This is a genomic window from Streptomyces sp. NPDC006140 (genome assembly GCF_040628815.1).
Classification (GTDB): Bacteria; Actinomycetota; Actinomycetes; order Streptomycetales; family Streptomycetaceae; genus Streptomyces.
The window spans coordinates 216,074-238,318 of record NZ_JBEXTS010000005.1; the positions used below are offsets into that span (position 1 = coordinate 216,074).

Genomic DNA, 22,245 nt, shown 5'->3' on the forward strand with positions numbered 1-22,245 from the left:
GCCATGCCCGCATGGGCGCGGAGCGTGTGCTGATTCTGCATCAGGGGGACGACCTCGACGTCGGGGAGATCCGTGGGCTCGTGGACTCGATCGAGCGGGAGTCCGGGGGTGAGCTGGCGGGGACGCGGCTCACCACCTATCCGGCGGGTGAGCCGAGCGAGGGGCTCGCCGAGGCCCTGGTGTTCCGGCTGGAGAGGGAGGGCGAGGTCGCGCCCGGTTCGTTGTCCCGTGCGGCCACGTACCGGTACGAGGTGTCCGGGGGGCGGCTGGTCGTGGCCGTGGTGGTGTGGGCGGGGGAGGTCAACGGCTGGGTGCGGCGGGTCATCCCGCAGCACCTGGACAAGGTCGAGGCCACCGATATGGCACTGACCCGGCGGGCGGGATGGCGGCGGCTCGCGGAGGACGGCGCGCTGGCGTTCGTCGCCGAGGCGCGGGACGGTGCCGGGCGGTCGTTCGGGGACGACGTGCACGTGGTCGTGAGCCTGCTGCCCCGCGCCAGACCGCGGCAGATCCGGCGGCTCATGCCCGGCGGATACATCCAGTGGGTGGACGGCGTGTTCCGGGGTGCCGGCGCGCCGCTCGGGCGGGTCGACGTCGCGCACTGGCTGGTCTGCGTGGACGAGCCGAAGCGCGCCCTGCACCTCGCCTATCTCGCCGCCGACCGGAGCGTGATGGCGTTGCTGCCGTGGGAGCTGTTGACCCGTGCCGAGAAGCGCGGCGGAAAGAAGCTGGCGTGAGCGATCCGCAGGGCGTGTCTGGAGTGGGAGGCGGTGGTTGTGGTGGCGTTGTTCCGTAGATGGAGGGAGCGGCGGGAGCAGCCGCAGGGGCAGGGGCCCGAGGGGCAGTCCGGTGATGCGGCGGTGTCCCAGTCGGAGGATCAGCCGGGGGATCAGCCGGAGGCGCGGCGGTCCGTCGGGGACGAGCACGTGCTGATGCGGGATGCCGCCGGGGAGTTGGAAGCCCTGTGGATCGCCGACGTGCGACGGGCCGACGACCTGTTCATCGGGGAGGTCCTCGCCCAGCACGGGCTGCGGCACGACGTGACGACCTCGCGGTACCGGGTCGTCCGCAACACCTTCAATGATCGTGGTGGCGTCTTCGTCCGGTTCGTCGGGGACGAGACGACCGGCCGGGGCGGCGACGGGGTGCCGCGACGGGAGCTCGTGATCGGGGAGCGGCACTGCGTCCCGCACGAGGACTTCGACGCGTTCAGCCGGGACGCTGTCGCGGGGAACGTCACACTGTTGAAGACCACCATCGACGCGGCCTCGGCGAGCGACCTTTACCCCTTGTACGACGCGCTGTCGAAGGCCTTCGGGGAGCAGGCCCCGCAGACCCGGGCCGTCATGCGGGCGCCGTTGCAGTGTGTGACCTGCCTGCGGATCTATTCGCCGCATCTGATCCACGTACGGGACCTAAAGCGTTCGGGCACGCCGATGGGCGGGACCGTCAGCAGCGCCGAGGGCGCCCGGCAGGTCGCCCGGGCGCTGGCGATGACGGCGTGTCTGGACTGCGGGGGCGAGGTCGCCGTGTGGGTGTACGACCCCCGCGCCGCGGAGGAGCGGTGATCCCGGTCAGGCGAGCGTTCCCGCCAGGGTTCCCGCGAGGGTCAGGGTGAGGAAGGCCGCGCCCCACATCATCGCCAGGCGAATACGGCGGTACTTGAGCGAGGTCGCGCGGGCCAGGGACTCCAGGCGGGTCGCGTGGCCGGAGCCGGGCCGGGGCTGGGCCGCGAGGCCGAGCAGGACCAGCGCCGGGGCGCAGGCCGCGCAGCCGGACCAGACGAGGAGTTGCGGGATCGCCGGGTACTGGCCGGGCGCGATGACGCCGGCGGTGATCGCGCCGAGCAGGGCGGTCAGGGCCGCGCCCAGGGTCGCCAGGGTCAGTCCCGCTCTGCTGTCGGCCTTGGCGAGTCGCTCACGGGCCTCGGTCAGGAGCGCCGGGTCGAGTTCGGCGGTGCGCTCCCCTTCGAGTGTGGTCATCGATCCCCCTCGCTGATCAGCGGCTTCTCCGGGTACCCGGGAGGGGCATTTCTACTACGCCGGCGTCAGGTGTTCCACGTCTCGTCGTAGGGATCGTGCGGGGTGGCGACCGGGCGGGAGCCGGTGACCTCGAGGTACGGGATGGGGCCGTCGTTGACGGGGTCCCGGGTGCGGCGGGGTGTGTAGCGGCCGGTGACCTCCAGCCACGTGTCCGGGCTGAGGACCGGAGGGACGTTGCCGGTGAGGGCGATCTTGACCGGCTGGGCGTCCGCTGCGCAGCAGTTGAGGCCCATGCGGACCAGGTAGGGGGCGCCCGTCCGGTCCAGCGTGACGAAGCCGGTGATCTTCAACTGGCGGCCGCGCAGGGAGCGGCCGTCGTCGTAGACCGCCCGGCCCGCGTAGTCGGCGACACCGAGGCGGAGGGGGTCGCCGTCGGGGAGGTCAGGGAAGCCGAAGGGCTTGGTCAGGGCCGTGCCGGTGTGGGCGGCGCTGTAGGAGCCGAGGGCCGGCGGGGCGACCAGGATCAGGGCGAGCACCGGGAGGGTGAGCAGCCAGGAGACGCGCGGTTCGTGGTGGTGAGCGGCTGCCTTGCCGCGTCGGGGGTCGTGGTGATGGGCGGCCGCCTCGCCGCGGGCAGCCGCCTCGCCACGGGCGGTCGTCTCACCGCAGGCAGCCGCCTCACCGCAGGCAGCCGCCTCACCGCAGGCAGCCGCCTCACCGCCGGCAGCCGCCTCACCGCCGGCAGCCGCCTCACCGTGGACGGCCGTCCTGCCGCGGCGGTGGTCGTACCAGAGCGTCGCCGCCGCCGTCGCGATCAGTACCGCGCCCGCCAGCAGGACCAGCGGGCGCAGGCCCGACTTGACGTAGCGGAGGTAGAGGTCGGTCGTGGCGGCGTGCAGCAGGGTCGCGCCGAGCAGGAAGAGCAGGGCCGACTGGGCCAGGCGGTTCACAGCAGGACCGTTCCGGTCAGGGCCGACACGACGACGGCCAGGGCGAAGGTCGCGGGGGCGAACCGCAGGGCGAAGGCGCGGCCGAAGGTGCCCGCCTGCATCGCGAAGAGCTTCAGGTCGATCATCGGCCCCACCACCAGGAACGTCAGACGGGCCGTCAGGGAGAACTGGGTCAGCGAGGCCGCCACGAACGCGTCCGCCTCCGAGCAGATGGAGAGGAGCACGGCCAGCACCGCGAGGGCCAGGACCGACAGCACCGGGTGGTCGGCCGCCACGCGCAGCCAGTCCGCCGGTACCACCGCCTTCAGTGTCGCCGCGGCCATCGCGCCGACCACCAGGAAGCCGCCCGCGTGCGTGACGTCGTGCCGCACCGAGTCCCAGAAGGCCGCCCCCTTGCCCTGCCCCTCGTACGACGCCCCCGCCGACAGGCGCAGCCAGTCCGTGCGGCCCACGCGGTGCCAGAGCCAGCCCATCGCGCAGGCCACCAGCAGGCTTGCCACGAAGCGGGCCAGGACCATCTCCGGGTTGCCGGGGAACGCCACGGCCGTCGCCGTCAGCACGATCGGGTTGATGGCGGGCGCCGACAGCAGGAACGCCAGGGCCGCGGCCGGGGTGACACCCCTGCGGACCAGGGCCCCGGCCACCGGCACCGACGCGCACTCGCAGCCCGGCAGCACCGCGCCCGCCGCGCCCGCGACCGGGACCGCCAGGGCGGGGCGGCTCGGCAGGGCCCGGGCGAAGAAGGACGGCGGCACGAACACCGCGATCGCCGCCGACAGCAGCACGCCGAGCACCAGGAACGGCAGCGCCTGGACCATGACGGCGACGAACACCGTCATCCAGCTCTGCATCACGGGTGCGGACAGCGCCCCGCGGATCGGGTCCTGGAACATCACCGCGGTGAGCAGCAGCAGGGTGAGGAGGAGGGGGGAGTTGAGGTGCCTGCCCTCGTCCCGGTCCCGGTCCGGATCGGTGTCCGCGTGCTCGCCGCTCTCCCGCGGGGCGGTCTTCGTGATGGCCACGGGCCCGGTACCTCCGCCTGTGCGCACGGGCATTGCCCCTTCCCTCCCCTTCTGTACGCGCGGACCGGCCCGGGCGTTCAGGCCCCAGGGCTCTCTTCTGGAACCAGCCGTCCCCGTGCGGCAGTCTTCTCCCCGTGGGGAGCGTTCCGAACCAAGGCCGGCCGGGTGACACGGCCACGCACATGATCGTGTGCGGCGACGACGGGCTCGCGCACCGGCTCGCCGCCGAACTGCGGGGCGTGTACGGCGAACAGGTCAGGCTGGTGGTGCCGCCCTCGGGGCGCCGGGTGCGGCAGCCGGTGGTCGGACGGGCCCGCGCGGCCTCCGCGGCCCTGCTCGACCGGGTCGTGAACGCCGCCGCCAGCCGGACCGGCGCCGGCGGCGCCGAACCGGCCGGGAGCGAGCAGGTCGTGGAGGCCGCCGAGGTCACCGAGGCCGTGCTCACCGAGGTCGGGGTGGACCGGGCGGCGGCCCTGGCGCTCGTGTACGACGACGACGAGACCAACATCCGCGCCGCGCTCACCGCCCGCCGGCTCAACCCCCGCCTGCGTCTCGTCCTGCGGCTGTACAACCGGCGGTTGGGGCAGCACATCGAGGAACTGCTCGACCAGACGGCCGCCCTGGCCGGCGGGGTGGAACCGGGGTCCGCGGGACTCGACGCGTCGACGACCGTGCTCTCCGACGCCGACACGGCCGCGCCGGCGCTGGCCGCGACCGCCCTGGCCGGCACCAGCAAGGTCGTCCAGACGGAAGGGCTCGTGCTGCGCGCGGTGGAGCGGCAGCCGCCGCGGCCGGGCGAGGTGGCCGATCCGGGGCTGTGCACCCTGGCGCTGCTGTCCGCGACGAGCAACGACCCGGCCGGCGCGGACGGTTCCGAGGGCAGCGGGGAGCACGGGCCGCGACTGCTTCCCGACGAGGCGGCGGTGGCGTCGGCGACCGGGCGCGGGACCGTGGTGCTGGAGCAGGTGTCGTACTCCGGGCCCGCCCTGCCCGCCGGGCGGGGCGGGGTGCCGCCGTTCGCCTCCCTGTTCTCGCGGCGGCTGCGGTGGTCGCTGGCGGGGCTGGTGGGATGTGTGCTGGCGCTCGCCGTGGCGTTGATGTTCGTGACCGGGGAGCATCCGCTGTACGCGACGTACGTGACGCTGCTCGACCTCTTCGGCATCAACGACCCCGCGTACCACGCGTCGACGGGGCGGCAGGTCCTCCAACTGCTGTCCGGGCTGGTCGGGTTGCTGCTGCTGCCGGTGCTGCTGGCCGCGGTGCTGGAGGCCCTGGGCACGTTCCGCAGCGCGTCCGCGCTGCGCAAGCCGCCGCGCGGGCTCGGCGGGCACGTGGTGCTGCTCGGGCTCGGCAAGATCGGGACGCGGGTGCTGACGCGGCTGCGCGAACTGCACATCCCCGTGGTGTGCGTGGAGTCCGATCCGGAGGCGCGCGGGCTGGCCACGGCGCGGCGGCTGCGGGTGCCGGTGGTGCTCGGGGACGTCACGCAGGAAGGCGTGCTGGAGGCCGCGAAGATCCATCGGGCGGACGCGCTGCTGGCGTTGACCAGTGCGGACACGACGAATCTGGAGGCCGCGCTGTACGCCCGGTCGGTGCGGCCGGATCTGCGGGTCGTGCTGCGGCTGTACGACGACGACTTCGCGACGGCCGTGTACCGGACGCTCCGGGCCGCGCACCCGTCCGCCCTGACGCGGAGCCGGAGTGTGTCGCACCTGGCCGCGCCCGCGTTCGCCGGGGCGATGATGGGGCGGCAGATCCTGGGGGCGATCCCGGTGGAGCGGCGGGTGCTGCTGTTCGCGGAGCTGGAGGTGGCCGGGCATCCGCAGCTGGAGGGGCGGACCGTCGGGGACGCGTTCCGGGCCGGGGCGTGGCGGGTGCTGGCGCTCAACACGGCTCCTTCCGGGCGGCGGGGTGACGGGGAGGGCGCCGAGGAGGCCGGCGCGCCGGCTTCGGGGCTGGTGTGGGATCTGCCGTCGACGTATGTGCTGGGGGCCGGGGACCGGGTGGTGCTGGCGGCGACGCGGCGGGGGCTGGCGGAGTTGCTGGGGCGGAGGCGGCGGGAGCGGGCGGGGGCGTGAACTTGACGCCGAGCGGTGGGTTTCACGGCTCGGCATCACAAGGTGCACGGCGATGGTGCTGCTGCCGGGTCGTCCGCGCGACCCCCCATCGCCCCAGCGGCACGACTGCCCGCGGGTGGCGCCGGGGAGTTGCGCAGCAACCCAAGGGGCGCGGGGAACTGCGCGATCAACCACGACCCACCCGCAGCCGCCGACACCACCCCCACCCCCGAGCTACTGGGCGCTCGTCACCCCCTTCAGGTGCCGCTCCGCGAACTCCAGCTCCAGCCGGACCTGCTTGATCCGCTCGTCCACCACCAGCGACCCGTGCCCGGCGTCGTAGCGGTACACCTCGTGGACCGCTCCCCTCGCCTCCAGGCGCTTGACGTAGTTCTCGATCTGGCGGATCGGGCAGCGGGGGTCGTTGACACCGGCGGAGATGTAGACCGGGGCCTTGACCCGGTCGACGTAGGTGAGCGGGGACGAGGCCTCGAAGCGCTCGGGGACCTCCTCCGGGGTGCCGCCGAGGAGCGTGCGGTCCATCGCCTTCAGCGCTTCCATCTCGTCGTGGTACGCCGTGACGTAGTCGGCGACGGGAACCGCCGCGATGCCCAGGGTCCACGCGTCGGGCTGGACGCCGAGGCCGAGGAGGGTGAGGTAGCCGCCCCACGAACCGCCGGTGAGCACGAGGCGGTCGGGGTCCGCGAGGCCCGAGGCTACGGCCCATTCACGCACCGCGGCGATGTCCTCCAGCTCGATGAGGCCGACGCGGTGCTTCAGGGCGTCCGTCCAGGCGCGGCCGTAGCCCGTCGAGCCGCGGTAGTTGACCCGGACCACCGCGTAGCCGTGGTCGACCCAGGCCGCGGGGCCCGCCGCGAAGGAGTCGCTGTCGTGCCAGGTGGGGCCGCCGTGGATGTCGAAAACCGTGGGGAGCGGGCCGGTGGCGCCCGCCGGCTTCTGCACGAGGGCGTGGATGCGCCCGCCCGGGCCCTCCACCCACACGTCCTCGACCGGCACCGAGCCGGGCGACTTCATGCCGGGCGGGTCGAGGACGACACCGCCCGCCGTGGAGCGCACCGCCGACGGCTCGGCCGCCGAGGACCACAGGTACTCCACGCTGCCGTCGGGCCGGGCCGTGGCACCGGAGACCGTGCCGGGCGGGGTCGGGATCTCGGTCAGGGCGCGGCTCGCCAGGTCGTAGCGGAACAGCTCGCTGCGGGCCTCGAAGCCGTGCACGACGAGCAGGCCGGTGCCGTCCGGGTACCACTCGGCGCTGACGTCGCCGGGCAGCTCCAGCGCCAGGTCCGTCTCCTCGCCGGTGGCCACGTCCCAGACGAGGGGCTCCCAGCGGCCCCGGCGCTGGTGGCCGATGAGCAGGCGCGTGTCGCCGTCGACGGGGGCGAAGCCGAGGACCTCCAGGCCCAGCTCACGCGTGCCGCCCTTGGTGTCGTCGAGGTCGGCGACCGGCGTGCCGTCGGGGCGCAGGACGCGCAGGGCGGAGTGCATCGCGTCGCCGTGCTCGGTGTGCTCGATGGCGATGAGCGAGCCGTCGTGGGAGAGGTCGCCGACGCCGGCCGACTCGCGGTGGCGATAGATCTCCACCGGGGCCTCGCCGGTGCGGACGAGGTGGATCGTCGTGCCGTCCTCGTCCGTGGAGCGGCCCACCACCGCCGTGCGTCCGTCGCGGCCGAGGGCGAGGCCCGCCGGGTACGAGGGCTGAAGGCCCTCGGCGGCCGGCTCGTCCGGGCCGCCCTCGAAGGGCTGGCGGCGCCACACGCCGAACTCGTCGCCGTCCTTGTCGTCGAACCACCAGATCCAGGCGCCGTCCGGTGACAGCACGCCGTCCGTCGTGCCGTTCGGCCGGTCCGTCACCTGGCGCTGCTCGCCCGTCGACCGGTCCCAGGCGTACAGCTCGTACGTCCCGGTCGCGTTCGACACGAACAGGGAGCGGGCCGGCGCGTCCTCCGCCCAGTCGGGCAGGGAGACCCGGGGCGCGCGAAAGCGCTTCTCCCAGTCCGGCATCCGCTCCTGCTGTCCCGCCTGTACCTCTTGCTCGTGCTGGTCCCGCTGATCCCGCGCTTCGGACCCGTTGCTCTCAGTCATGGCCCCATACTGCACGCCCTCACCGACAATTCGCTGGCGAGGTCCCCAGCCTGTGGATAACCTCCACCGGTTCCCCTTCCGGGCAGGTCAGGGGAGACGGCCGGAGGGGGCGGTTCTGTTGCCCACCCCGCGGGCGGGACCGGCCCTGCGGCCCCGTACCGTGGGGGTGTGTACCGGTTTCTGCTGACGCCCCGATGGTGGGGGATCAACCTCTTCGTGCTGCTGTCGATCCCCTTCTGCATCTTCATGGGGTCCTGGCAGCTGGGCCGGTTCGAGGACCGCGTGCAGGACCATCGCACGGCGACCGAGCAGGTCGCCGAGGCGAAGCGCGAGGCGCCGCGGCCGCTCGGGGAGATGCTGCCGGTGACCAAGGCGACGTCCGGCAAGCTCGTCACCGCGACCGGGCGTTACGGCAAGCAGCTGCTGGTGCCGGGGCGGCAGCTCGACGGCAAGCAGGGCTTCTACGTCCTGACGCTGCTGCGCACCGACTCGGGCGAGGCGCTGCCGGTGGTCCGCGGCTGGCTGCCCGGTGCCGCCGACGCGGCCGAGGCCCCCGCCCCGCCGGCCGGTGAGGTCACCGTCACCGGGGCGCTCCAGGCGTCCGAGACCCCGGGTGACAACGGCGTCAGCGCGCAGGGCGGGCTGCCGGCCGGGCAGACGGCGGCGATCAGCGCGGCGTCCCTGGTGAACCTGGTGCCGTACGACGTGTACGACGCGTGGGTCACGCTGGCGAAGGGTGACTCGGGGATGAAGGCCGTGCCGGCTGCCGCGCCGCCGGACACGGGGCTGGATCTGAAGGCGTTCCAGAACCTGGGCTACACCGCGGAGTGGTTCGCCTTCGTGGGGTTCGTGATCTTCATGTGGTTCCGGTTGCTGCGGCGTGAGGTGGAGTTCGCGCGGGATGCGGAGCTTGGTCTGGTGCCGCAGGAAGAGTCTGTTGCTGTGGACGCCGCTGTGAAGTGAGGCGGCGTTTGTGCCGGGGCCGGGTGGGTCCGCGCCTCGGCGGAGCGAGGTGCCGCTGCGCCCACCCGTGCCGCCCCAGCGGCACGATTGCCCGCAGCTAAGCGGAACCAGCGGCCCTCAGCCCAGTAGGCGACGGCGTCTACGCCCCCGCCAGCAACCCCGTCCAGTACACCGTCCCCGCGCACGCGTTGGACACGGTCACCGTGCTTCCGGCCGAGCCGGTCGCCGGGGAGTACGTCACCACCACGCTGCCGTCGGTCGTGCCGTCCTCGGTGGCCAGCTGCGGGGCCACGCCCGTGTCGCCGCCGGTGGAGGTGCCGCCCGTGGTCGTCGTGTCGCCCGACGGGGTCGGGTCGGGGGTCGGGTCGGGGTCGCCGGGGTCGCCGCCGGGGGTGGGGCAGGTCTCGGAGGGGACCCACGCGAACTTCACGTCGTAGGCGGCGCCCGGCTGGAGCACCAGCTCGGCGGCCTCCAGGGACGGGTTGGGCAGACCGGCCGCCGCGTCCCCGGCCACGTGCCGGGCGGCGCCTACCTTCGCGGGGTCGGCCGCGCCCTGCGGCAGGGCGCTCACCGAGCCGGCGCCGGAGACCGTGCAGCTCGCGCCGGAGACGTTGGTGACGCGGAAGGAGCCGTAGACCGCGCCGGTGGAGTCGGGGGCGGCGCTGCTGCCGGCGGCGGGGCCGAGCTGGGCCGGGGTGCACGCCGGGATGCCGGCGGCGGTGGTGGAGGACGGGCCGGCGCCCTCGGGCGCGCCGGGGGCGGTGCCGGAGCCCTTGCCCTTGTCCTTCTCCTTCTTGTCGTCCTTGTCCTTGCCCTCGGTCTTGCCGGAGGAGCCGGCGGCCGTGCTCTCGCCGCCGTCCGGGCCCTTGCCCTCGCTCGTGCCGCCCTGGGTCTCGGAGGCGTGGCCGGCGACCGACGGGTTGGCGTCGGAGCCGGTGGCGTTGGAGACGTGTACGAGGGCGGGGATCGCGGTGCCGATGAAGAGGGCGGCGGCGGCCATGCCCACCACGGCCTGCCGCTTGCGTGCCCGGCGCTGGGGCACCGCCTTGCGCAGATAGTCCAGGGTGCCGTCGCGCGGCTCCACCTCCTGCACCGCCTGGTGCAGCATCGTGCGCAGGTCCAGCTCGTCCGAGTCGAACCCCTGGAGGCTCTGGTCGTCGGGGCCGTGGTTCACAGTTCCGTTCCCAGCGTGCGATTGCTTCGGATCTTGCCCGTGCAGCCTTGTCGGCTCGTGCCACTCGAAGGGCTCGTGCCGGTCGCGCCCGTCGCGGGGCGCGCCGTTGCCGTCGCTCATGCCGGCGTCTCCATGGCGATGCGGAGCGCCGCGATGCCGCGCGAGCCGTACGCCTTGACCGAGCCCAGGGATATGCCGAGGGTCTCGGCGACCTGCGCCTCGGTCATGTCCGCGAAGTAGCGCAGCACCAGCACCTCGCGCTGGCGGCGCTGCAGGCCCTTCATCGCCTTGATGAGGGAGTCGCGCTCCAGCTGGTCGTAGGCGCCTTCCTCGGCGCTCGCCATGTCGGGCATGGGCTTCGACAGCAGCTTGAGGCCGAGGATGCGGCGGCGCAGCGCCGAGCGCGAGAGGTTGACGACCGTCTGGCGCAGGTACGCCAGGGTCTTCTCGGGGTCGCGGACGCGTTTGCGTGCGGAGTGGACACGGATGAAGGCCTCCTGGACGACGTCCTCGCAGGAGGCCGTGTCGTCGAGGAGGAGCGCGGCGAGACCCAGCAGCGAGCGGTAGTGCGCCCGGTAGGTCTCGGTGAGGTGGTCGACGGTCGTACCGGCCGCGACTCCGTCCTCGGCGCCGTCGCGCTGGTTCGGTATGCGGGCCGGCCGCGCTGCGGGCACGGGCGCGATCACCGGCATGCCACCGGGCGTACCGGGCATGCGGGGTCGGAGAGCCGCCGGACGGGGCGGTCGAAGGACCGTGCCGCGTGCCGCGCTGAAGTCGAGTACCTCTGCCACGCCTGTTGGACACGCTGACCCCCGTGAGGGTTGTACGTGCCGGGCGTCACTTTCACGCCGACCGTCGCCGTCGACGGTCTACCCGCGTCAGGCAGCACAACCGATAGTGCGTCAAATGCCCTCATGCGTCCCGCTCTTCCCCTATGTCCAGATGTGAACGGACGTCCCCACGTCCGGTTCCAGGCGTCCCCACGCCTGATGAAGCGCTCCCACGGCCGAAGAGGCGACCGCAAAGACGCTCCCCGCCCTCCGCGCGGTTGCGGAGGGCGGGGAGGTAAATCCTCTGCTGTCGAAGCGTCTCGGACAAGTGGTCCGAACCATCGACCGGCTCACATGTCGTGCACAGATCCTACAAACCACCTCTGACATCGGCCGGGGGGTTCGCCAGGACGAAAGTTTCCCGAAAACCCCCCTGACCGTTCAGGACAGCTCGGCGGCGACCAGTTCGGCGATCTGGGCGGTGTTGAGCGCGGAGCCCTTGCGCAGGTTGTCGCCGCACACGAAGAGTTCGAGCGCCGTGGGGTCGTCCAGCGCGCGCCGCACCCGCCCGACCCAGGTGGGGTCGGTGCCGACCACGTCGGCGGGGGTCGGGAACTCCCCGGCGGCCGGATTGTCGAACAGCACGACACCGGGCGCTGTGGCGAGGATCTCGCGGGCCTTGTCGACGGTGACCTCGCCCTCGAAGCGGGCGTGCACGGTCAGCGAGTGCGTGGTGATCACCGGCACGCGGACGCAGGTGACGGCCACGGGGAGGCCGGGCAGGCAGAGGATCTTGCGGGTCTCGTCCCGCACCTTCAGCTCCTGAGAGGACCAGCCGTCCTCGCGCGCCGAACCGGCCCACGGCACGACGTTCAGCGCGACCGGCTCCGGGAACGGCCCGGTGCGGTCGCCGACGGCCCGCCGCACGTCACCGGGGCTGGTGCCCAGCTCGGTGCCGGCGACCAGGGCCAGCTGCTCCCGCAGGGTCGCCACACCGGCGCGCCCGGCGCCGCTGACGGCCTGGTACGAGGAGGCGACCAGCTCGCGCAGCCCGAACTCGGCGTGCAGCGCGCCCAGGGCCACGATCATGGAGAGCGTCGTGCAGCTGGGGTTGGCGACGATGCCGCGCGGGCGCATGCGCACGGCGTGCGGATTGACCTCGGGCACGACCAGGGGCACGTCCGGGGCCATCCGGAACGTGCCCGAGTTGTCGACCACCACCGCACCCTTGGCGACGGCGAGGGGCGCCCACCGCTCGGCGATCTCGTCGGGGACGTCGAACAGGGCGACGTCGACGCCGTCGAAGACCTCCTCGGTGAGCGCCAGGACCTCGGTCTCCTCACCGCGCACGGCCAGCTTGCGACCGGCCGAGCGCGGGGAGGCGACGAGTCGGATCTCGCCCCAGATGTCCGCCCGCTGGGACAGGATCTGGAGCATGACCGTGCCGACGGCTCCGGTCGCTCCCACGACGGCGAGCGTGGGCCGGCCCGACCGGCCGGTCTGCCCGGGTCCGGCCATCAGCGGCCGGTGCCTCCGTAGACGACGGCCTCGTCGCTGTCGGAGTCGAGCCCGAACGCGGAGTGCACGGCACGGACGGCCTCGGGCACGTCGTCGGCGCGCGTGACGACCGAGATGCGGATCTCGGAGGTCGAGATCAGCTCGATGTTCACGCCCGCGTCGGACAGCGCCGTGAAGAAGTCGGCCGTGACGCCCGGGTTGGTCTTCATGCCGGCGCCGACCAGGGAGATCTTGCCGATCTGGTCGTCGTAGCGCAGGGAGTCGAAGCCGATGCCGGCCTTGTTCTTCTCCAGCGCGTCGATGGCCTTGCGGCCCTCGGTCTTCGGCAGCGTGAAGGAGATGTCCGTCAGGCCCGTGGAGGCGGCGGACACGTTCTGCACGACCATGTCGATGTTGATCTCGGCGTCGGCGATCGTGCGGAAGATCGAGGCCGCCTCGCCCGGCTTGTCCGGCACGCCGACGACCGTGACCTTGGCCTCGGAGGTGTCGTGCGCGACACCGGAGATGAGAGCCTGCTCCACCTGCTTGTCCCCTTGATTGATCGGCTCGCTGCTGACCCATGTGCCCTGAAGTCCGCTGAAGCTGGACCGGACGTGGATCGGGATGTTGTACCGGCGGGCGTACTCCACGCAGCGGTGGAGCAGCACCTTGGACCCGGACGCCGCCAGTTCGAGCATGTCCTCGAAGGAGATCCAGTCGATCTTCCGGGCCTTCTTCACCACGCGCGGGTCGGCGGTGAACACGCCGTCGACGTCGGTGTAGATCTCGCACACGTCGGCGTCGAGCGCGGCGGCGAGGGCCACCGCGGTGGTGTCCGAGCCGCCGCGACCGAGGGTGGTGATGTCCTTGGTGTCCTGGCTGACGCCCTGGAAACCGGCGACGATCGCGATGTTGCCCTCGTCCACCGAGGTCTTGATCCGACCCGGCGTGACGTCGATGATCCGGGCTTTGTTGTGGACCGAGTCGGTGATGACACCTGCCTGGCTGCCGGTGAACGACTGGGCCTCGTGGCCCAGCTTTTTGATCGCCATGGCCAGCAGGGCCATGGAGATCCGCTCTCCGGCGGTCAGCAGCATGTCGAGCTCGCGCCCGGCAGGCATCGGGGAAACCTGCTCGGCGAGATCGATCAGCTCGTCCGTCGTGTCGCCCATCGCGGAAACCACGGCAACCACCTGGTTGCCGTTCTGCTTCGCTTCCACGATCCGCTTGGCGACGCGCTTGATGCCCTCGGCATCGGCTACGGAGGAGCCTCCGTACTTCTGCACGACAAGGCCCACGTGCGCTCCTCGCTCAATCCGTCTCTATCCGCTCATACGCATTCGTACTGCGGTCGGCTCAGTCTAACGAGCGTCCGAAAATCCCTTCCGCGATATCGCATGGTGAGATTTCCGGGGTACTCGTCCAGAGCTGCTCATGCCCATCTGGGCACGGGCCACGCGAGAAAGTGCCCGGCGTCACAGCCGACACCCGGCCGATCCCGGTGAGCAAACTTTCAAGCACTATGGTTCGCCTGTGCGCGTACTGCTGGTGGAAGACGATGAACCGGTCGCCGAGTCGCTGCGACGCGGCCTGAAGCGCTACGGCTTCGAGGTCGAGTGGGTGAGCACGGGCGCGGCGGCCCTGGAGCACGAGGGTCCGTACGACGTCGTCCTGCTGGATCTCGGCCTGCCCGACACCGACGGCCTGGACGTCTGCAAGACACTGCGCGAGCGCGGCGACGTCCCGATCATCGTGATCAGCGCCCGCAGCGACGAGACCGACCGGGTGGTGGGCCTGGAGATCGGCGCGGACGACTACGTCTCCAAGCCGTTCGGAGTCCGGGAGGTCATCGCCCGGATACGAGCGGTCATGCGGCGCGTACAGCCCCGCACCCCCGCCGCCGACGCCCCCGAAACCGGCCCCGACCGCTACGGCACGCGCCTGACCGTCGACCGCAAGGCGGCCCGGGTGCACCTGGACGGCGAGGAGGTGGCCCTCGCGCCCAAGGAGTACGACCTGCTGGCCTTCCTCACCGAGGAGCCCGGCGCGCTGATGTCGCGCGAGCAGATCATGGAAGCCGTCTGGGACGCGAACTGGTTCGGGCCGACGAAGACGCTGGACGTTCACGTGGCGGCGCTGCGGCGGAAGCTGGCCGGGGCGATCGCGATCGAGGCGGTGCGCGGGGTCGGGTTCCGCCTGGAGATCGTCAAGGACGAGGACGGCGGCGAGGGCCGGGCGAACGGCGAGAACGGCGCCGCGGGCTCATGATCCGCCAGCTCGTCCGCAGCTACGTCCTGCTCGTCGCGGTGGCCATCGCGCTGTTCACCGTGCCGGTGGCCTTCACCCTGACCGATCAGCTGCGGGGCGACACCCGGTCGGCCGTCCTGCGCGAGGCCGACGCCATGGCCCTGCTGCTGGGCGACGGCCGGGCCGCCTCCTGCCAGGCCCTGGAGGAGATGGCCAGGGCCTACGAGGACGAGATCCAGGTCACCCGCACCGCGGACTGCCCGGCGGACCTGCCGCGCCCGGCGCCGGACGCGGCACTGACCAAGGCCCTGGAGGACGGCGAACCCACGACCGACTGGGGCTCCTCCTTCATCTGGGGCCCCGAGCTGGTGGTCACGGTGCCCGCCCGCGCGACCGGCACGGACCGGGTCGTCGGTGCCGTGCGCATCGTGTACTCGACCGATGAGATGACCGACCGCCTGTGGCAGATCTGGGGCTTCCGGGCGGTCCTCGCCGTGCTCGTGCTGGGCGTCGCGGCCGTCATCGGCGTCGTGGTCGCCCGGCGCCTGACCCGGCCGCTGCGCCAGCTGAACGACATGGCGAGCAAGTTCAGCGACGGCGACCTGACCGCCCGCTCCCCCGTGACGGGCCCGCCGGAGACGCAGACGCTGGCGCGCACCCTCAACCAGGGCGCGGAACGCCTGGACACGCTGATCGCGGCCCAGCGCATCTTCGTCGCGGACGCCTCCCACCAGCTGCGCACCCCGCTGACGGCGCTGCGGCTGTCCCTGGACAACATCGCGGACGGGGTGGACGACGAGTTCGTCCGCGAGGACGTGGAGCAGGCCACGGCGGAGGTCGTCCGGATGAGCCGCCTGGTCAACGGCCTGCTGGTGCTGGCCCGGGCCGAGGCCAAGGTGTCGGCGGCCGAGCCGCTCCCGCTGATGGACATCGTGCGGGAACGGCTCGCCGTGTGGAGACCGGCCGCCGACGAGCGCGGAGTCACCATCGCGCTCAGGGGGAGTGCCGACGGCCGGTCGTCTGTGCTGGCCAGCCCCGGTCACCTGGACCAGATGCTGGACAACGTGCTCTCCAACGCCCTGGAGGTCTCACCGGACGGCGGGACGATCACCGTGCGGGTGGAGCCCAGGGGCGACGTGGTGGAGGTGTCGGTCCTGGACGAGGGCCCCGGCATGTCGGACGCCGAGAAGTCCCGCGCCTTCGACCGTTTCTGGCGGGGCCAGGGCCTGACCGGGAAGACCGGCTCCGGCCTCGGTCTCGCCGTCGTCCGGCAGTTGGCGACGGACGACGGCGGAACCGTGGCGCTTCAGGACGCGCCCGGGGGCGGCCTGTGCGTGACGATCACGCTCCGGGCGTCCCACCGGGGCGGCGGCTGAGGGGCGGCTCAGCTCTCCGGCATCTTCGAGGAGTGGTGGTTGACGATCAGCCACCGGCCGTCGGGCTGCTTCTCGTAGGCGTAGGTGTAGCGGGCCTTGACGGTGTTCTTCTCGCCCGTGGCGGGGTCGGTGAGCGCGAACTCGTAGACGCCCGTGTCGATGACGGTGTCGCGGTCGAGGACGTTGACCACGGACTCGATCTTCGTGCCGACCGGCTTGTTCCGCAGGAAGTGCTCGAAGTAGTCGACGATCTCGGCTCTGTCCGTGCGGACGTTGTTGGAGACGGTCGGCAGCAGGACCGCGTCCTTGGCGTACAGGTCGGCGACCTTCTGCGGGTCGCCCGTCCGCAGCGCGGCGTTCCAGTTGTCGAACAGGCCGAGCACCTGCGCCTTGGTGGCGGTCCCGGCGGGCTTGTGGGCCTTGCCCCTGGAGTCGGCCCCGGCGACGCCGGCACCGGCGGCGAAGGTGCCGGCGGCGACGACGGCGACTGCGGTGGCGAGGGCTATGCGCTTGCCGGTGGAACGGGTGGTCATCGCGAACTCCTTCAGGGATCCTGGGCGTTGCTCCCTCCGCCGGATCCGGTTCGCTTCCGGGGAGGAAGTGACTCCAGATTCGCGTGACACCGGTTAGGGCCCGTGCAGCCGACGTACAGCGGGCGTACAAGGAGGAGATAAATCACGTGACGTGACCGGACGGTCACGCCTGGCGCGGGGTGAGTGCCGCGGCGAGGGCCCGGACCAGCCGGCGGCAGTTCTCGGTGGGCGGCAGCGCCAGCTCCATCTTGAACGGCTGACCGGCGTCGAGTACGAGTTCGCGGGCGAACGCCGTGTCCCCGGTGAGGGCCGCGAGGCCGGCCCGCAGCAGCCGCGCCTTGTACGTGTCCCCGTGCTGGTCCCCGAGGACCCGCAGGCACCTGGCCATGTGCCGCTCCGCCCGGGCCAGGGCCTCCTCCGTCTCGCCGGCGACCAGCGCGGCGACCACGCTCTCCTCCTCCAGCCGCCTGGTCGAGGCGTGGTCCTCGCCCAGCAGCCTCCTGGCGTCCGCCAGATACGCCTCGACCTGGGGGCTCTTCGGCCACGGCTCGTCGACCCAGTACAGGTGCAGCCGTGCCTCGAAGGCCTCGGGATGCTCGGGTCCCAGCAGGCGCGTCGCCTCCGCGAGGTACTCCCGGGCCGCCGCCTCGGCCCCGGCGCGGTCCCCGCGCGTCAGGCACTGCACGAGCCAGCGGCGCATCCGGAAGGTCGCCGGATCGGCGGGGCCGTTGTGCTCCAGGCTCTCCGCCAGCGCCTGTTCGAGCAGGGCACGGGCCCGCCCTCGGTCTCCCTGGTCCTCCGCGCATCTGGCCAGCAGCCCGGCCATGTTCAGGGCGCCGCCGTGCCCGCGGCCCCAGATGCGCTCGGCCGCGGGCTTGGCGCGCTCCAGCAGCACGGCCGCACGGTCGGTGAAGTGGTTGCTCTGCAGGTAGGCCGCCGCGTCCAGGAACAGCAGCATGGAGAACTCGGTGTCGGCCGCGGGATCCGTGTGGCCGGCGAGCGCCTCGATGTGCGTGGTGAGGTCCCGGAGGTCCTGGGTGAGCCTCGCTTCCCTGGGCGCCTGGAGGAGGAGCAGCCCCACGGCGGCGTCCCGGCAGGAGTCGATCATCTCGGCGTCCCGGTAGGGGTCGTCGGGGTCCGGGGTGCGGGCGACGGCCTGCACCAGCCGGTGCACCGAGAGGGTGTCGCCGTGCAGGGTGATCAGGCTGTGGGCGGCCAGCCGCCGCAGGGCCTCGGTCACCGCGAGCGGTGAGCCCAGTGGGCCCAGGCCCGGCACGTGGAAGGGCTCCAGATAGCGGCGCGGGATGCCGTCCGGCGCCCACCAGGCGATCGTGAACAGCACCAGCAGGGCCATGGGGGTGTCGTCGAGCCGGTCCAGGGTCACCCGCCAGACCCGTCCGACGGTGCGCTGTGCCTCACCGCCCTCCGCCGTCGCCGCGTACATGTCGGCCGGGTACCGGGCGAGGAGTTCGCGGTAGGTCCGCGGGCTGATGCGCGCCTCCCGGCAGTACGCGGCGGCCTGGTCGACCGCCAGCGGCAGGCAGCCGAGGTCGGCGCACAGCTCCTCGACCCCGTCGGCGGGCCCCTGGTGGATCTTCGTGAACAACTCGACGGCCTCGGCGGGTTCGAGTACGTCGAGGCTCAGCGGCTCGGCGATCCCCCGCCACCCCGTCGCGCCCCGCCGGGTGGTGATCAGGAAACGGCCGGAGGGGGCGCGGTCGAGCAGCGGCTTGATGTCCGCCGGGTCCGAGACGTTGTCCAGGACGAGCAGCCAGCCGTCGTGGGAGGCGAGCCAGTGCAGGGTGCGCTCGCGCAGGGCCTCCTCCGGCAGGGCCCCGGCCAGGGACGGCTGGAGCGCCCGGCCCAGCGCGGCGAGGCCCGCGTCGAGGTCGGCCGGGGTCTCGGCCGTGATCCACCAGACCGGGTTGAACTCCGCCGCGTGCCGGGCCGCCCAGTGTGCCGCGAGCGTGGACTTGCCGATGCCGCCCAGCCCGTGGACGGCGTGCACGACGACGCCGTGAGCCGTGGCGAACGCCTCGTCCAGCCGGGCGAGTTCCCGCTCGCGCCCGACGAACAGGGCGGTGCGGTACGGCAGATGGCACACCCGCCCCGGGTCCGCTCCCGGAGGCAGGGCCTCCGGCGGCAGGAGCGTGGTGTGCTGGACGACGTGATCGCCCGTGGCCACCTGGCCGATGCTCCCGACGGCCCCCACGGACCGCTCCCCTCGGGCCTGCGCGGACCCGCCGCTCATACGTCCCCCGTCGACACGCAGCCGATGTCACCACCCGCCGCAACGGCCCGCTCCCCGGAGGCGGCGACGACCGCGCCCGCGGGACCCGACGCCCCGGAGGGCCGGGCAGGCGGGGACGCCGGGGCAGGCCCGGAGGCCGGGGCAGGCCCGGAGGCCGGGGCAGGCCCGGAGGCCGGGGCTTGCGCGGAGGCCGCAACAGACCCGGAAGGCGCAACAGACCCGGAAGGCGCGACAGTCCCGGAAGCCGGGGCAAGCCCCGAAGGCGGGACAGGCCCGGAAGCGGGGAGCGGCCCGGAAGGCGGGAGCGGCAGTGACGCCCCGTTCCCGGTCGTGACGGATCCGATGTTCCCGCCGGCGGCGACCGACCGTGTGCCGGTCGCCGTCACCTGGGGCGCGCCGGGCGTCCCGCCGGCCCTTCCCGCGGAGAGGGCGCAGATCGTGAGCGCCAGCCCGATGAGCCCGGCCGCGCCCCCGGCCACACTCGCCCAGGGATCCGCCGCGTCGACATCCAGCACACCCCCCACGACCAGAGCGAGGGCCCCGGCCGCGCACAGCCCGACCCCCGTCCACCGCAACGCCTTCGCACGCCCCGTCGTCATGGGCCCATCATCGCGCCGCCGGCCGCCGTGCCGCAGCGGAACCCGACTGCCGAGGACAACCTCCGGCCCACGCCCCGCAGTTGCCCCTCCCCGGCACCCGAAATCCCGCGCCGCTTCCCCGAGCGCGCGCTACGGTCGGCGGATGGAGATATTGCGCTACGTGGCCTTCAGCACCGACCCCAAGGGCGGCAACCCCGCCGGAGTCGTGCTCGACGCCACCGGGGTCGACGACGCGGCGATGCAGGCGGTGGCGGCCGAAGTCGGCTATTCGGAGACGGCGTTCGCGGTGGAGGCCGGCGACGGCCTGCTCGACGTGCGGTACTTCAGCCCGCTCGCCGAGGTGCCGTTCTGCGGGCACGCGACGATCGCGACGGCCGTCGCCCACGCCCGGGCGCACGGCACCGGCCGGCTGCTGCTGCGCACCAAGGCCGGAGAGGTCGCCGTCACCACCGACCGCGCCGGGGACGGCACCGTGGTGGCGACCCTGGTGAGCGTCGCACCGCGGACCGCGCCGCTGCCCCAGGCCGTGCTGGACGAACTGCTGGCGGCCCTGCGCTGGCCGGCCGAGGACCTCGACCCGGCGCTGCCGCCGCGCACGGCCTTCGCCGGCGCCTGGCACGCGGTCGTCGCCGCCGGGAGCCGGCGGCGCCTCGCCGACCTGGACTACGACGTCCCGGCCCTCACCGCGCTGATGCACCGCGAGGGCTGGACCACCGTCGACCTGGTGTGGCGGGAGTCCCCCACGGTGTTCCACGCCCGCAACCCCTTCCCGCCGGGCGGTGTCGTCGAGGATCCGGCCACGGGCGCGGCGGCCGCCGCCTTCGGCGGCTACCTGCGCGAGCTGGAACTCGTGTCCCCGCCCACGACCCTGACGATCCATCAGGGGGCGGACATGGGACGGCCGAGCACGATCACCGTGTCCGTGCCGGCCGGCCCGCACACCGGGATCGGCGTCACCGGGACGGCAGTCCCGATCTGACCGCCTGGCCGGCTGGCCGGCTGACCGCCTACTGCGCCGGGCGCAGCCCCAGCGGGCCCGCGATCTCCTCCGCCATGACCCGGCCCGCCTCGATCTCCAGCGTGTCGTCGCCCATGCCCTGGTCCGTGTCCAGCCCGTCGAGTTCGGCGAGGGGCTGGTTGAGGCGGACGTGGGCGAGGACCGACTGGAGGGCCCGCAGGGTGGCCGAGGCGGTGGAGCCCCAGTTGGAGAAGTACGAGAACTGCCACCACCACAGGGCCTCGGTGGTGCGGCCGGCGCGGTAGTGGGCCATGCCGTGGCGCAGGTCCGTGATGACGTCCGTGAGGTCGTCGGAGATCCGGGCCGGCACGGGGGCCTTGCGGGGCTCGTAGGGGTCGAAGACCTCGGAGTAGACGTCGATCGGGTCCAGCAGCCGGGCCAGGTTCTCGCGCAGCTCGTCGACGTCCGCGTCCGGGCCCGTGTCGGGCTCGTAGCGCTCGTCGGGCACGATGTCCTCGTGCGCGCCGAGCCGGCCGCCGGCCAGGAGGAGTTGGGAGACCTCCAGGAGGAGGAAGGGCACGGCCGATTCCGGCTCGTCGCCCTTCGCGACCTCCGTGACGGCGACCAGGAAACTCTCGACCTGGTCCGCGATCTGGACCGCGAAGTCGTCCGGGTTCTGGTCGGTCGCGTGCAGCGTGGCGTCAGACATCTAGGAGTCGTCTCCCCTCGAAGGCGCGGCCGAGGGTGACCTCGTCCGCGTATTCCAGGTCGCCACCCACCGGGAGGCCGCTGGCCAGGCGGGTGACCTTCAGGCCCATGGGCTTGATCATGCGGGCGAGGTACGTGGCGGTCGCCTCGCCTTCGAGATTCGGGTCCGTGGCGAGGATCAGCTCGGTGACGGTGCCGTCGGCGAGACGGGCCAGCAGCTCCCGGATGCGCAGGTCGTCCGGGCCCACCCCGTCGATCGGGCTGATCGCGCCGCCCAGGACGTGGTAGCGGCCCCGGAACTCACGCGTGCGCTCGATCGCCACGACGTCCTTCGGCTCCTCGACCACGCAGATGACGGCCGGGTCGCGGCGGGTGTCGCGGCAGATGTTGCACAGCTCCTCCTGCGCGACGTTGCCGCAGGTCGCGCAGAAGCGGACCTTCGCCTTGACCTCCATCAGGGCCTGCGCGAGGCGCCGCACGTCCGTCGGCTCCGCCTGGAGGATGTGGAAGGCGATCCGCTGGGCGCTCTTCGGACCGACGCCGGGCAGCCGCCCCAGCTCGTCGATCAGGTCCTGGACCACGCCTTCGTACAACGGACTGCCCTTCCTGGGTCTTCGAGGTCGGTACGCACCCTCCCGTACGTACCGTAGTTGTCAGCCGCCTCTCCGAGGAAGGCGGTGCGCGGGGTCAGAACGGCAGGCCGGGGATGCCGCCGCCGCCCAGACCCTGCGCGAGCGGGCCCAGCTTCTGCTGCTGGAGCGCCTGCGCGTTCTCGTTGGCCGCCTGGACGGCCGCCACGACCAGGTCCGCGAGCGTCTCGGTGTCCTCGGGGTCCACCGCCTTCGGGTCGATCTTCAGCGCGCGCAGCTCGCCGGCGCCGGTGACGGTCGCGGTCACCAGGCCGCCGCCGGCCTGCCCGTCGACCTCCGTCTGCGCCAGTTCCTCCTGCGCCCGCGCCAGGTCCTGCTGCATCTTCTGGGCCTGCTGGAGCAGCTGCTGCATATTGGGCTGGCCACCACCGGGGATCACGATCAGCTCCTTGCTCGGTACGGGTT

At 73.0% G+C, this 22,245-nt stretch carries 20 protein-coding genes; 7 read left to right on the plus strand and 13 right to left on the minus strand.

The features are described 5' to 3' along the window. The first annotated feature begins 11 nt into the window (after positions 1–11). Both ABZ386_RS16585 and ABZ386_RS16590 read left to right on the plus strand, forming a co-directional pair. Positions 12–737, plus strand: a complete 726-nt coding sequence (locus ABZ386_RS16585; protein ID WP_358964959.1) for a hypothetical protein — start codon at positions 12–14, stop codon at positions 735–737. A 123-nt stretch (positions 738–860) separates the two neighbouring features. Next, entirely contained in the window at positions 861–1,568 is a 708-nt protein-coding gene (locus tag ABZ386_RS16590; protein WP_358964960.1) for a hypothetical protein, read from the plus strand. Positions 1,569–1,574: 6 nt separating this feature from the next. Here the strand turns inward: ABZ386_RS16590 and ABZ386_RS16595 are convergent, their stop codons facing one another. The 3 genes from ABZ386_RS16595 to ABZ386_RS16605 form a co-directional block, all read right to left on the minus strand. Further along, complete coding sequence (locus ABZ386_RS16595) at positions 1,575–1,982, minus strand: hypothetical protein (RefSeq protein WP_356618652.1); 408 nt, start codon at positions 1,980–1,982, stop codon at positions 1,575–1,577. Positions 1,983–2,047: 65 nt separating this feature from the next. After that, positions 2,048–2,932: a TIGR03943 family protein gene (locus tag ABZ386_RS16600; RefSeq protein WP_358964961.1), complete on the minus strand. Its 885-nt coding sequence runs from the start codon at positions 2,930–2,932 to the stop codon at positions 2,048–2,050. Then, the gene (locus ABZ386_RS16605; protein WP_358964962.1) at positions 2,929–3,954 is read right to left on the minus strand and encodes a permease; all 1,026 of its coding nucleotides are present in this window, start codon (positions 3,952–3,954) and stop codon (positions 2,929–2,931) included. Before ABZ386_RS16605 ends, ABZ386_RS16600 begins: the two co-directional genes overlap by 4 nt. 182 nt (positions 3,955–4,136) lie before the next feature. Here ABZ386_RS16605 and ABZ386_RS16610 point away from each other — a divergent pair, with 182 nt between their 5' ends. Continuing rightward, positions 4,137–6,032, plus strand: a complete 1,896-nt coding sequence (locus ABZ386_RS16610; protein WP_358965025.1) for an NAD-binding protein — start codon at positions 4,137–4,139, stop codon at positions 6,030–6,032. 213 nt (positions 6,033–6,245) lie between these two features. Here the strand turns inward: ABZ386_RS16610 and ABZ386_RS16615 are convergent, their stop codons facing one another. Further along, positions 6,246–8,114: a prolyl oligopeptidase family serine peptidase gene (locus tag ABZ386_RS16615; protein ID WP_355725230.1), complete on the minus strand. Its 1,869-nt coding sequence runs from the start codon at positions 8,112–8,114 to the stop codon at positions 6,246–6,248. Between the two features lie 168 nt (positions 8,115–8,282). On the opposite strand from ABZ386_RS16615, the gene ABZ386_RS16620 reads away from it, so the two are divergent. Next, the gene (locus ABZ386_RS16620; protein WP_351339517.1) at positions 8,283–9,077 is read left to right on the plus strand and encodes an SURF1 family protein; all 795 of its coding nucleotides are present in this window, start codon (positions 8,283–8,285) and stop codon (positions 9,075–9,077) included. A gap of 139 nt (positions 9,078–9,216) precedes the next feature. Here the strand turns inward: ABZ386_RS16620 and ABZ386_RS16625 are convergent, their stop codons facing one another. The 4 genes from ABZ386_RS16625 to ABZ386_RS16640 all read right to left on the minus strand — a co-directional run bounded on the left by ABZ386_RS16625 (position 9,217) and on the right by ABZ386_RS16640 (position 13,816). Beyond that, positions 9,217–10,371, minus strand: a complete 1,155-nt coding sequence (locus ABZ386_RS16625; protein ID WP_351339514.1) for a hypothetical protein — start codon at positions 10,369–10,371, stop codon at positions 9,217–9,219. Further along, complete coding sequence (locus ABZ386_RS16630) at positions 10,368–10,943, minus strand: SigE family RNA polymerase sigma factor (protein WP_114254469.1); 576 nt, start codon at positions 10,941–10,943, stop codon at positions 10,368–10,370. The genes ABZ386_RS16625 and ABZ386_RS16630 overlap by 4 nt, the downstream gene beginning before the upstream one ends. A 519-nt stretch (positions 10,944–11,462) precedes the next feature. Continuing rightward, entirely contained in the window at positions 11,463–12,539 is a 1,077-nt protein-coding gene (locus ABZ386_RS16635; protein WP_351339511.1) for an aspartate-semialdehyde dehydrogenase, read from the minus strand. Continuing rightward, entirely contained in the window at positions 12,539–13,816 is a 1,278-nt protein-coding gene (locus tag ABZ386_RS16640; protein WP_351339508.1) for an aspartate kinase, read from the minus strand. The genes ABZ386_RS16635 and ABZ386_RS16640 overlap by 1 nt, the downstream gene beginning before the upstream one ends. 235 nt (positions 13,817–14,051) lie before the next feature. On the opposite strand from ABZ386_RS16640, the gene ABZ386_RS16645 reads away from it, so the two are divergent. Further along, positions 14,052–14,786, plus strand: a complete 735-nt coding sequence (locus ABZ386_RS16645) for a response regulator transcription factor (protein WP_351339506.1) — start codon at positions 14,052–14,054, stop codon at positions 14,784–14,786. Beyond that, positions 14,783–16,141 (plus strand): HAMP domain-containing sensor histidine kinase, encoded by a 1,359-nt coding sequence (locus tag ABZ386_RS16650; RefSeq protein WP_358964963.1) that lies wholly within the window; start codon positions 14,783–14,785, stop codon positions 16,139–16,141. The genes ABZ386_RS16645 and ABZ386_RS16650 overlap by 4 nt, the downstream gene beginning before the upstream one ends. A gap of 8 nt (positions 16,142–16,149) precedes the next feature. On the opposite strand, the gene ABZ386_RS16655 is transcribed toward ABZ386_RS16650, so the two are convergent. Together ABZ386_RS16655 and ABZ386_RS16660 are read right to left on the minus strand one after the other, a co-directional pair. Beyond that, positions 16,150–16,674 carry an SgcJ/EcaC family oxidoreductase gene (locus ABZ386_RS16655; RefSeq protein ID WP_351339500.1) on the minus strand — a complete coding sequence of 175 codons (525 nt, stop codon included), beginning with the start codon at positions 16,672–16,674 and terminating at the stop codon, positions 16,150–16,152. Positions 16,675–16,837: 163 nt separating this feature from the next. Further along, the gene (locus ABZ386_RS16660) at positions 16,838–18,886 is read right to left on the minus strand and encodes an AAA family ATPase (protein WP_356618660.1); all 2,049 of its coding nucleotides are present in this window, start codon (positions 18,884–18,886) and stop codon (positions 16,838–16,840) included. A 780-nt stretch (positions 18,887–19,666) separates the two neighbouring features. On the opposite strand from ABZ386_RS16660, the gene ABZ386_RS16665 reads away from it, so the two are divergent. Next, positions 19,667–20,503 (plus strand): PhzF family phenazine biosynthesis isomerase, encoded by an 837-nt coding sequence (locus ABZ386_RS16665; protein ID WP_358964964.1) that lies wholly within the window; start codon positions 19,667–19,669, stop codon positions 20,501–20,503. A 28-nt stretch (positions 20,504–20,531) separates the two neighbouring features. Here the strand turns inward: ABZ386_RS16665 and ABZ386_RS16670 are convergent, their stop codons facing one another. From ABZ386_RS16670 to ABZ386_RS16680, 3 genes are all read right to left on the minus strand, one after another. Next, positions 20,532–21,191: a DUF5063 domain-containing protein gene (locus ABZ386_RS16670; RefSeq protein ID WP_031116028.1), complete on the minus strand. Its 660-nt coding sequence runs from the start codon at positions 21,189–21,191 to the stop codon at positions 20,532–20,534. Continuing rightward, entirely contained in the window at positions 21,184–21,783 is a 600-nt protein-coding gene (gene recR, locus ABZ386_RS16675) for a recombination mediator RecR (RefSeq protein WP_003991835.1), read from the minus strand. Before recR ends, ABZ386_RS16670 begins: the two co-directional genes overlap by 8 nt. A gap of 94 nt (positions 21,784–21,877) precedes the next feature. Next, positions 21,878–22,219, minus strand: a complete 342-nt coding sequence (locus ABZ386_RS16680) for a YbaB/EbfC family nucleoid-associated protein (RefSeq protein WP_114254461.1) — start codon at positions 22,217–22,219, stop codon at positions 21,878–21,880. Positions 22,220–22,245: the final 26 nt, after the last annotated feature.

What these genes read in the sequence shown, in the direction of transcription:
- ABZ386_RS16585 (WP_358964959.1), top strand. Translation starts at nt 12, where the DNA reads ATGGGCGCGGAGCGTGTGCTGATTCTGCATCAGGGGGACGACCTCGAC.
- ABZ386_RS16595 (WP_356618652.1), bottom strand. Translation starts at nt 1,982, where the DNA reads ATGACCACACTCGAAGGGGAGCGCACCGCCGAACTCGACCCGGCGCTC.
- ABZ386_RS16610 (WP_358965025.1), top strand. Translation starts at nt 4,137, where the DNA reads ATGATCGTGTGCGGCGACGACGGGCTCGCGCACCGGCTCGCCGCCGAA.
- ABZ386_RS16615 (WP_355725230.1), bottom strand. Translation starts at nt 8,114, where the DNA reads ATGACTGAGAGCAACGGGTCCGAAGCGCGGGATCAGCGGGACCAGCAC.
- ABZ386_RS16625 (WP_351339514.1), bottom strand. Translation starts at nt 10,371, where the DNA reads ATGAGCGACGGCAACGGCGCGCCCCGCGACGGGCGCGACCGGCACGAG.
- ABZ386_RS16630 (WP_114254469.1), bottom strand. Translation starts at nt 10,943, where the DNA reads ATGCCGGTGATCGCGCCCGTGCCCGCAGCGCGGCCGGCCCGCATACCG.
- ABZ386_RS16635 (WP_351339511.1), bottom strand. Translation starts at nt 12,539, where the DNA reads ATGGCCGGACCCGGGCAGACCGGCCGGTCGGGCCGGCCCACGCTCGCC.
- ABZ386_RS16650 (WP_358964963.1), top strand. Translation starts at nt 14,783, where the DNA reads ATGATCCGCCAGCTCGTCCGCAGCTACGTCCTGCTCGTCGCGGTGGCC.
- ABZ386_RS16655 (WP_351339500.1), bottom strand. Translation starts at nt 16,674, where the DNA reads ATGACCACCCGTTCCACCGGCAAGCGCATAGCCCTCGCCACCGCAGTC.
- ABZ386_RS16665 (WP_358964964.1), top strand. Translation starts at nt 19,667, where the DNA reads ATGGAGATATTGCGCTACGTGGCCTTCAGCACCGACCCCAAGGGCGGC.
- ABZ386_RS16670 (WP_031116028.1), bottom strand. Translation starts at nt 21,191, where the DNA reads ATGTCTGACGCCACGCTGCACGCGACCGACCAGAACCCGGACGACTTC.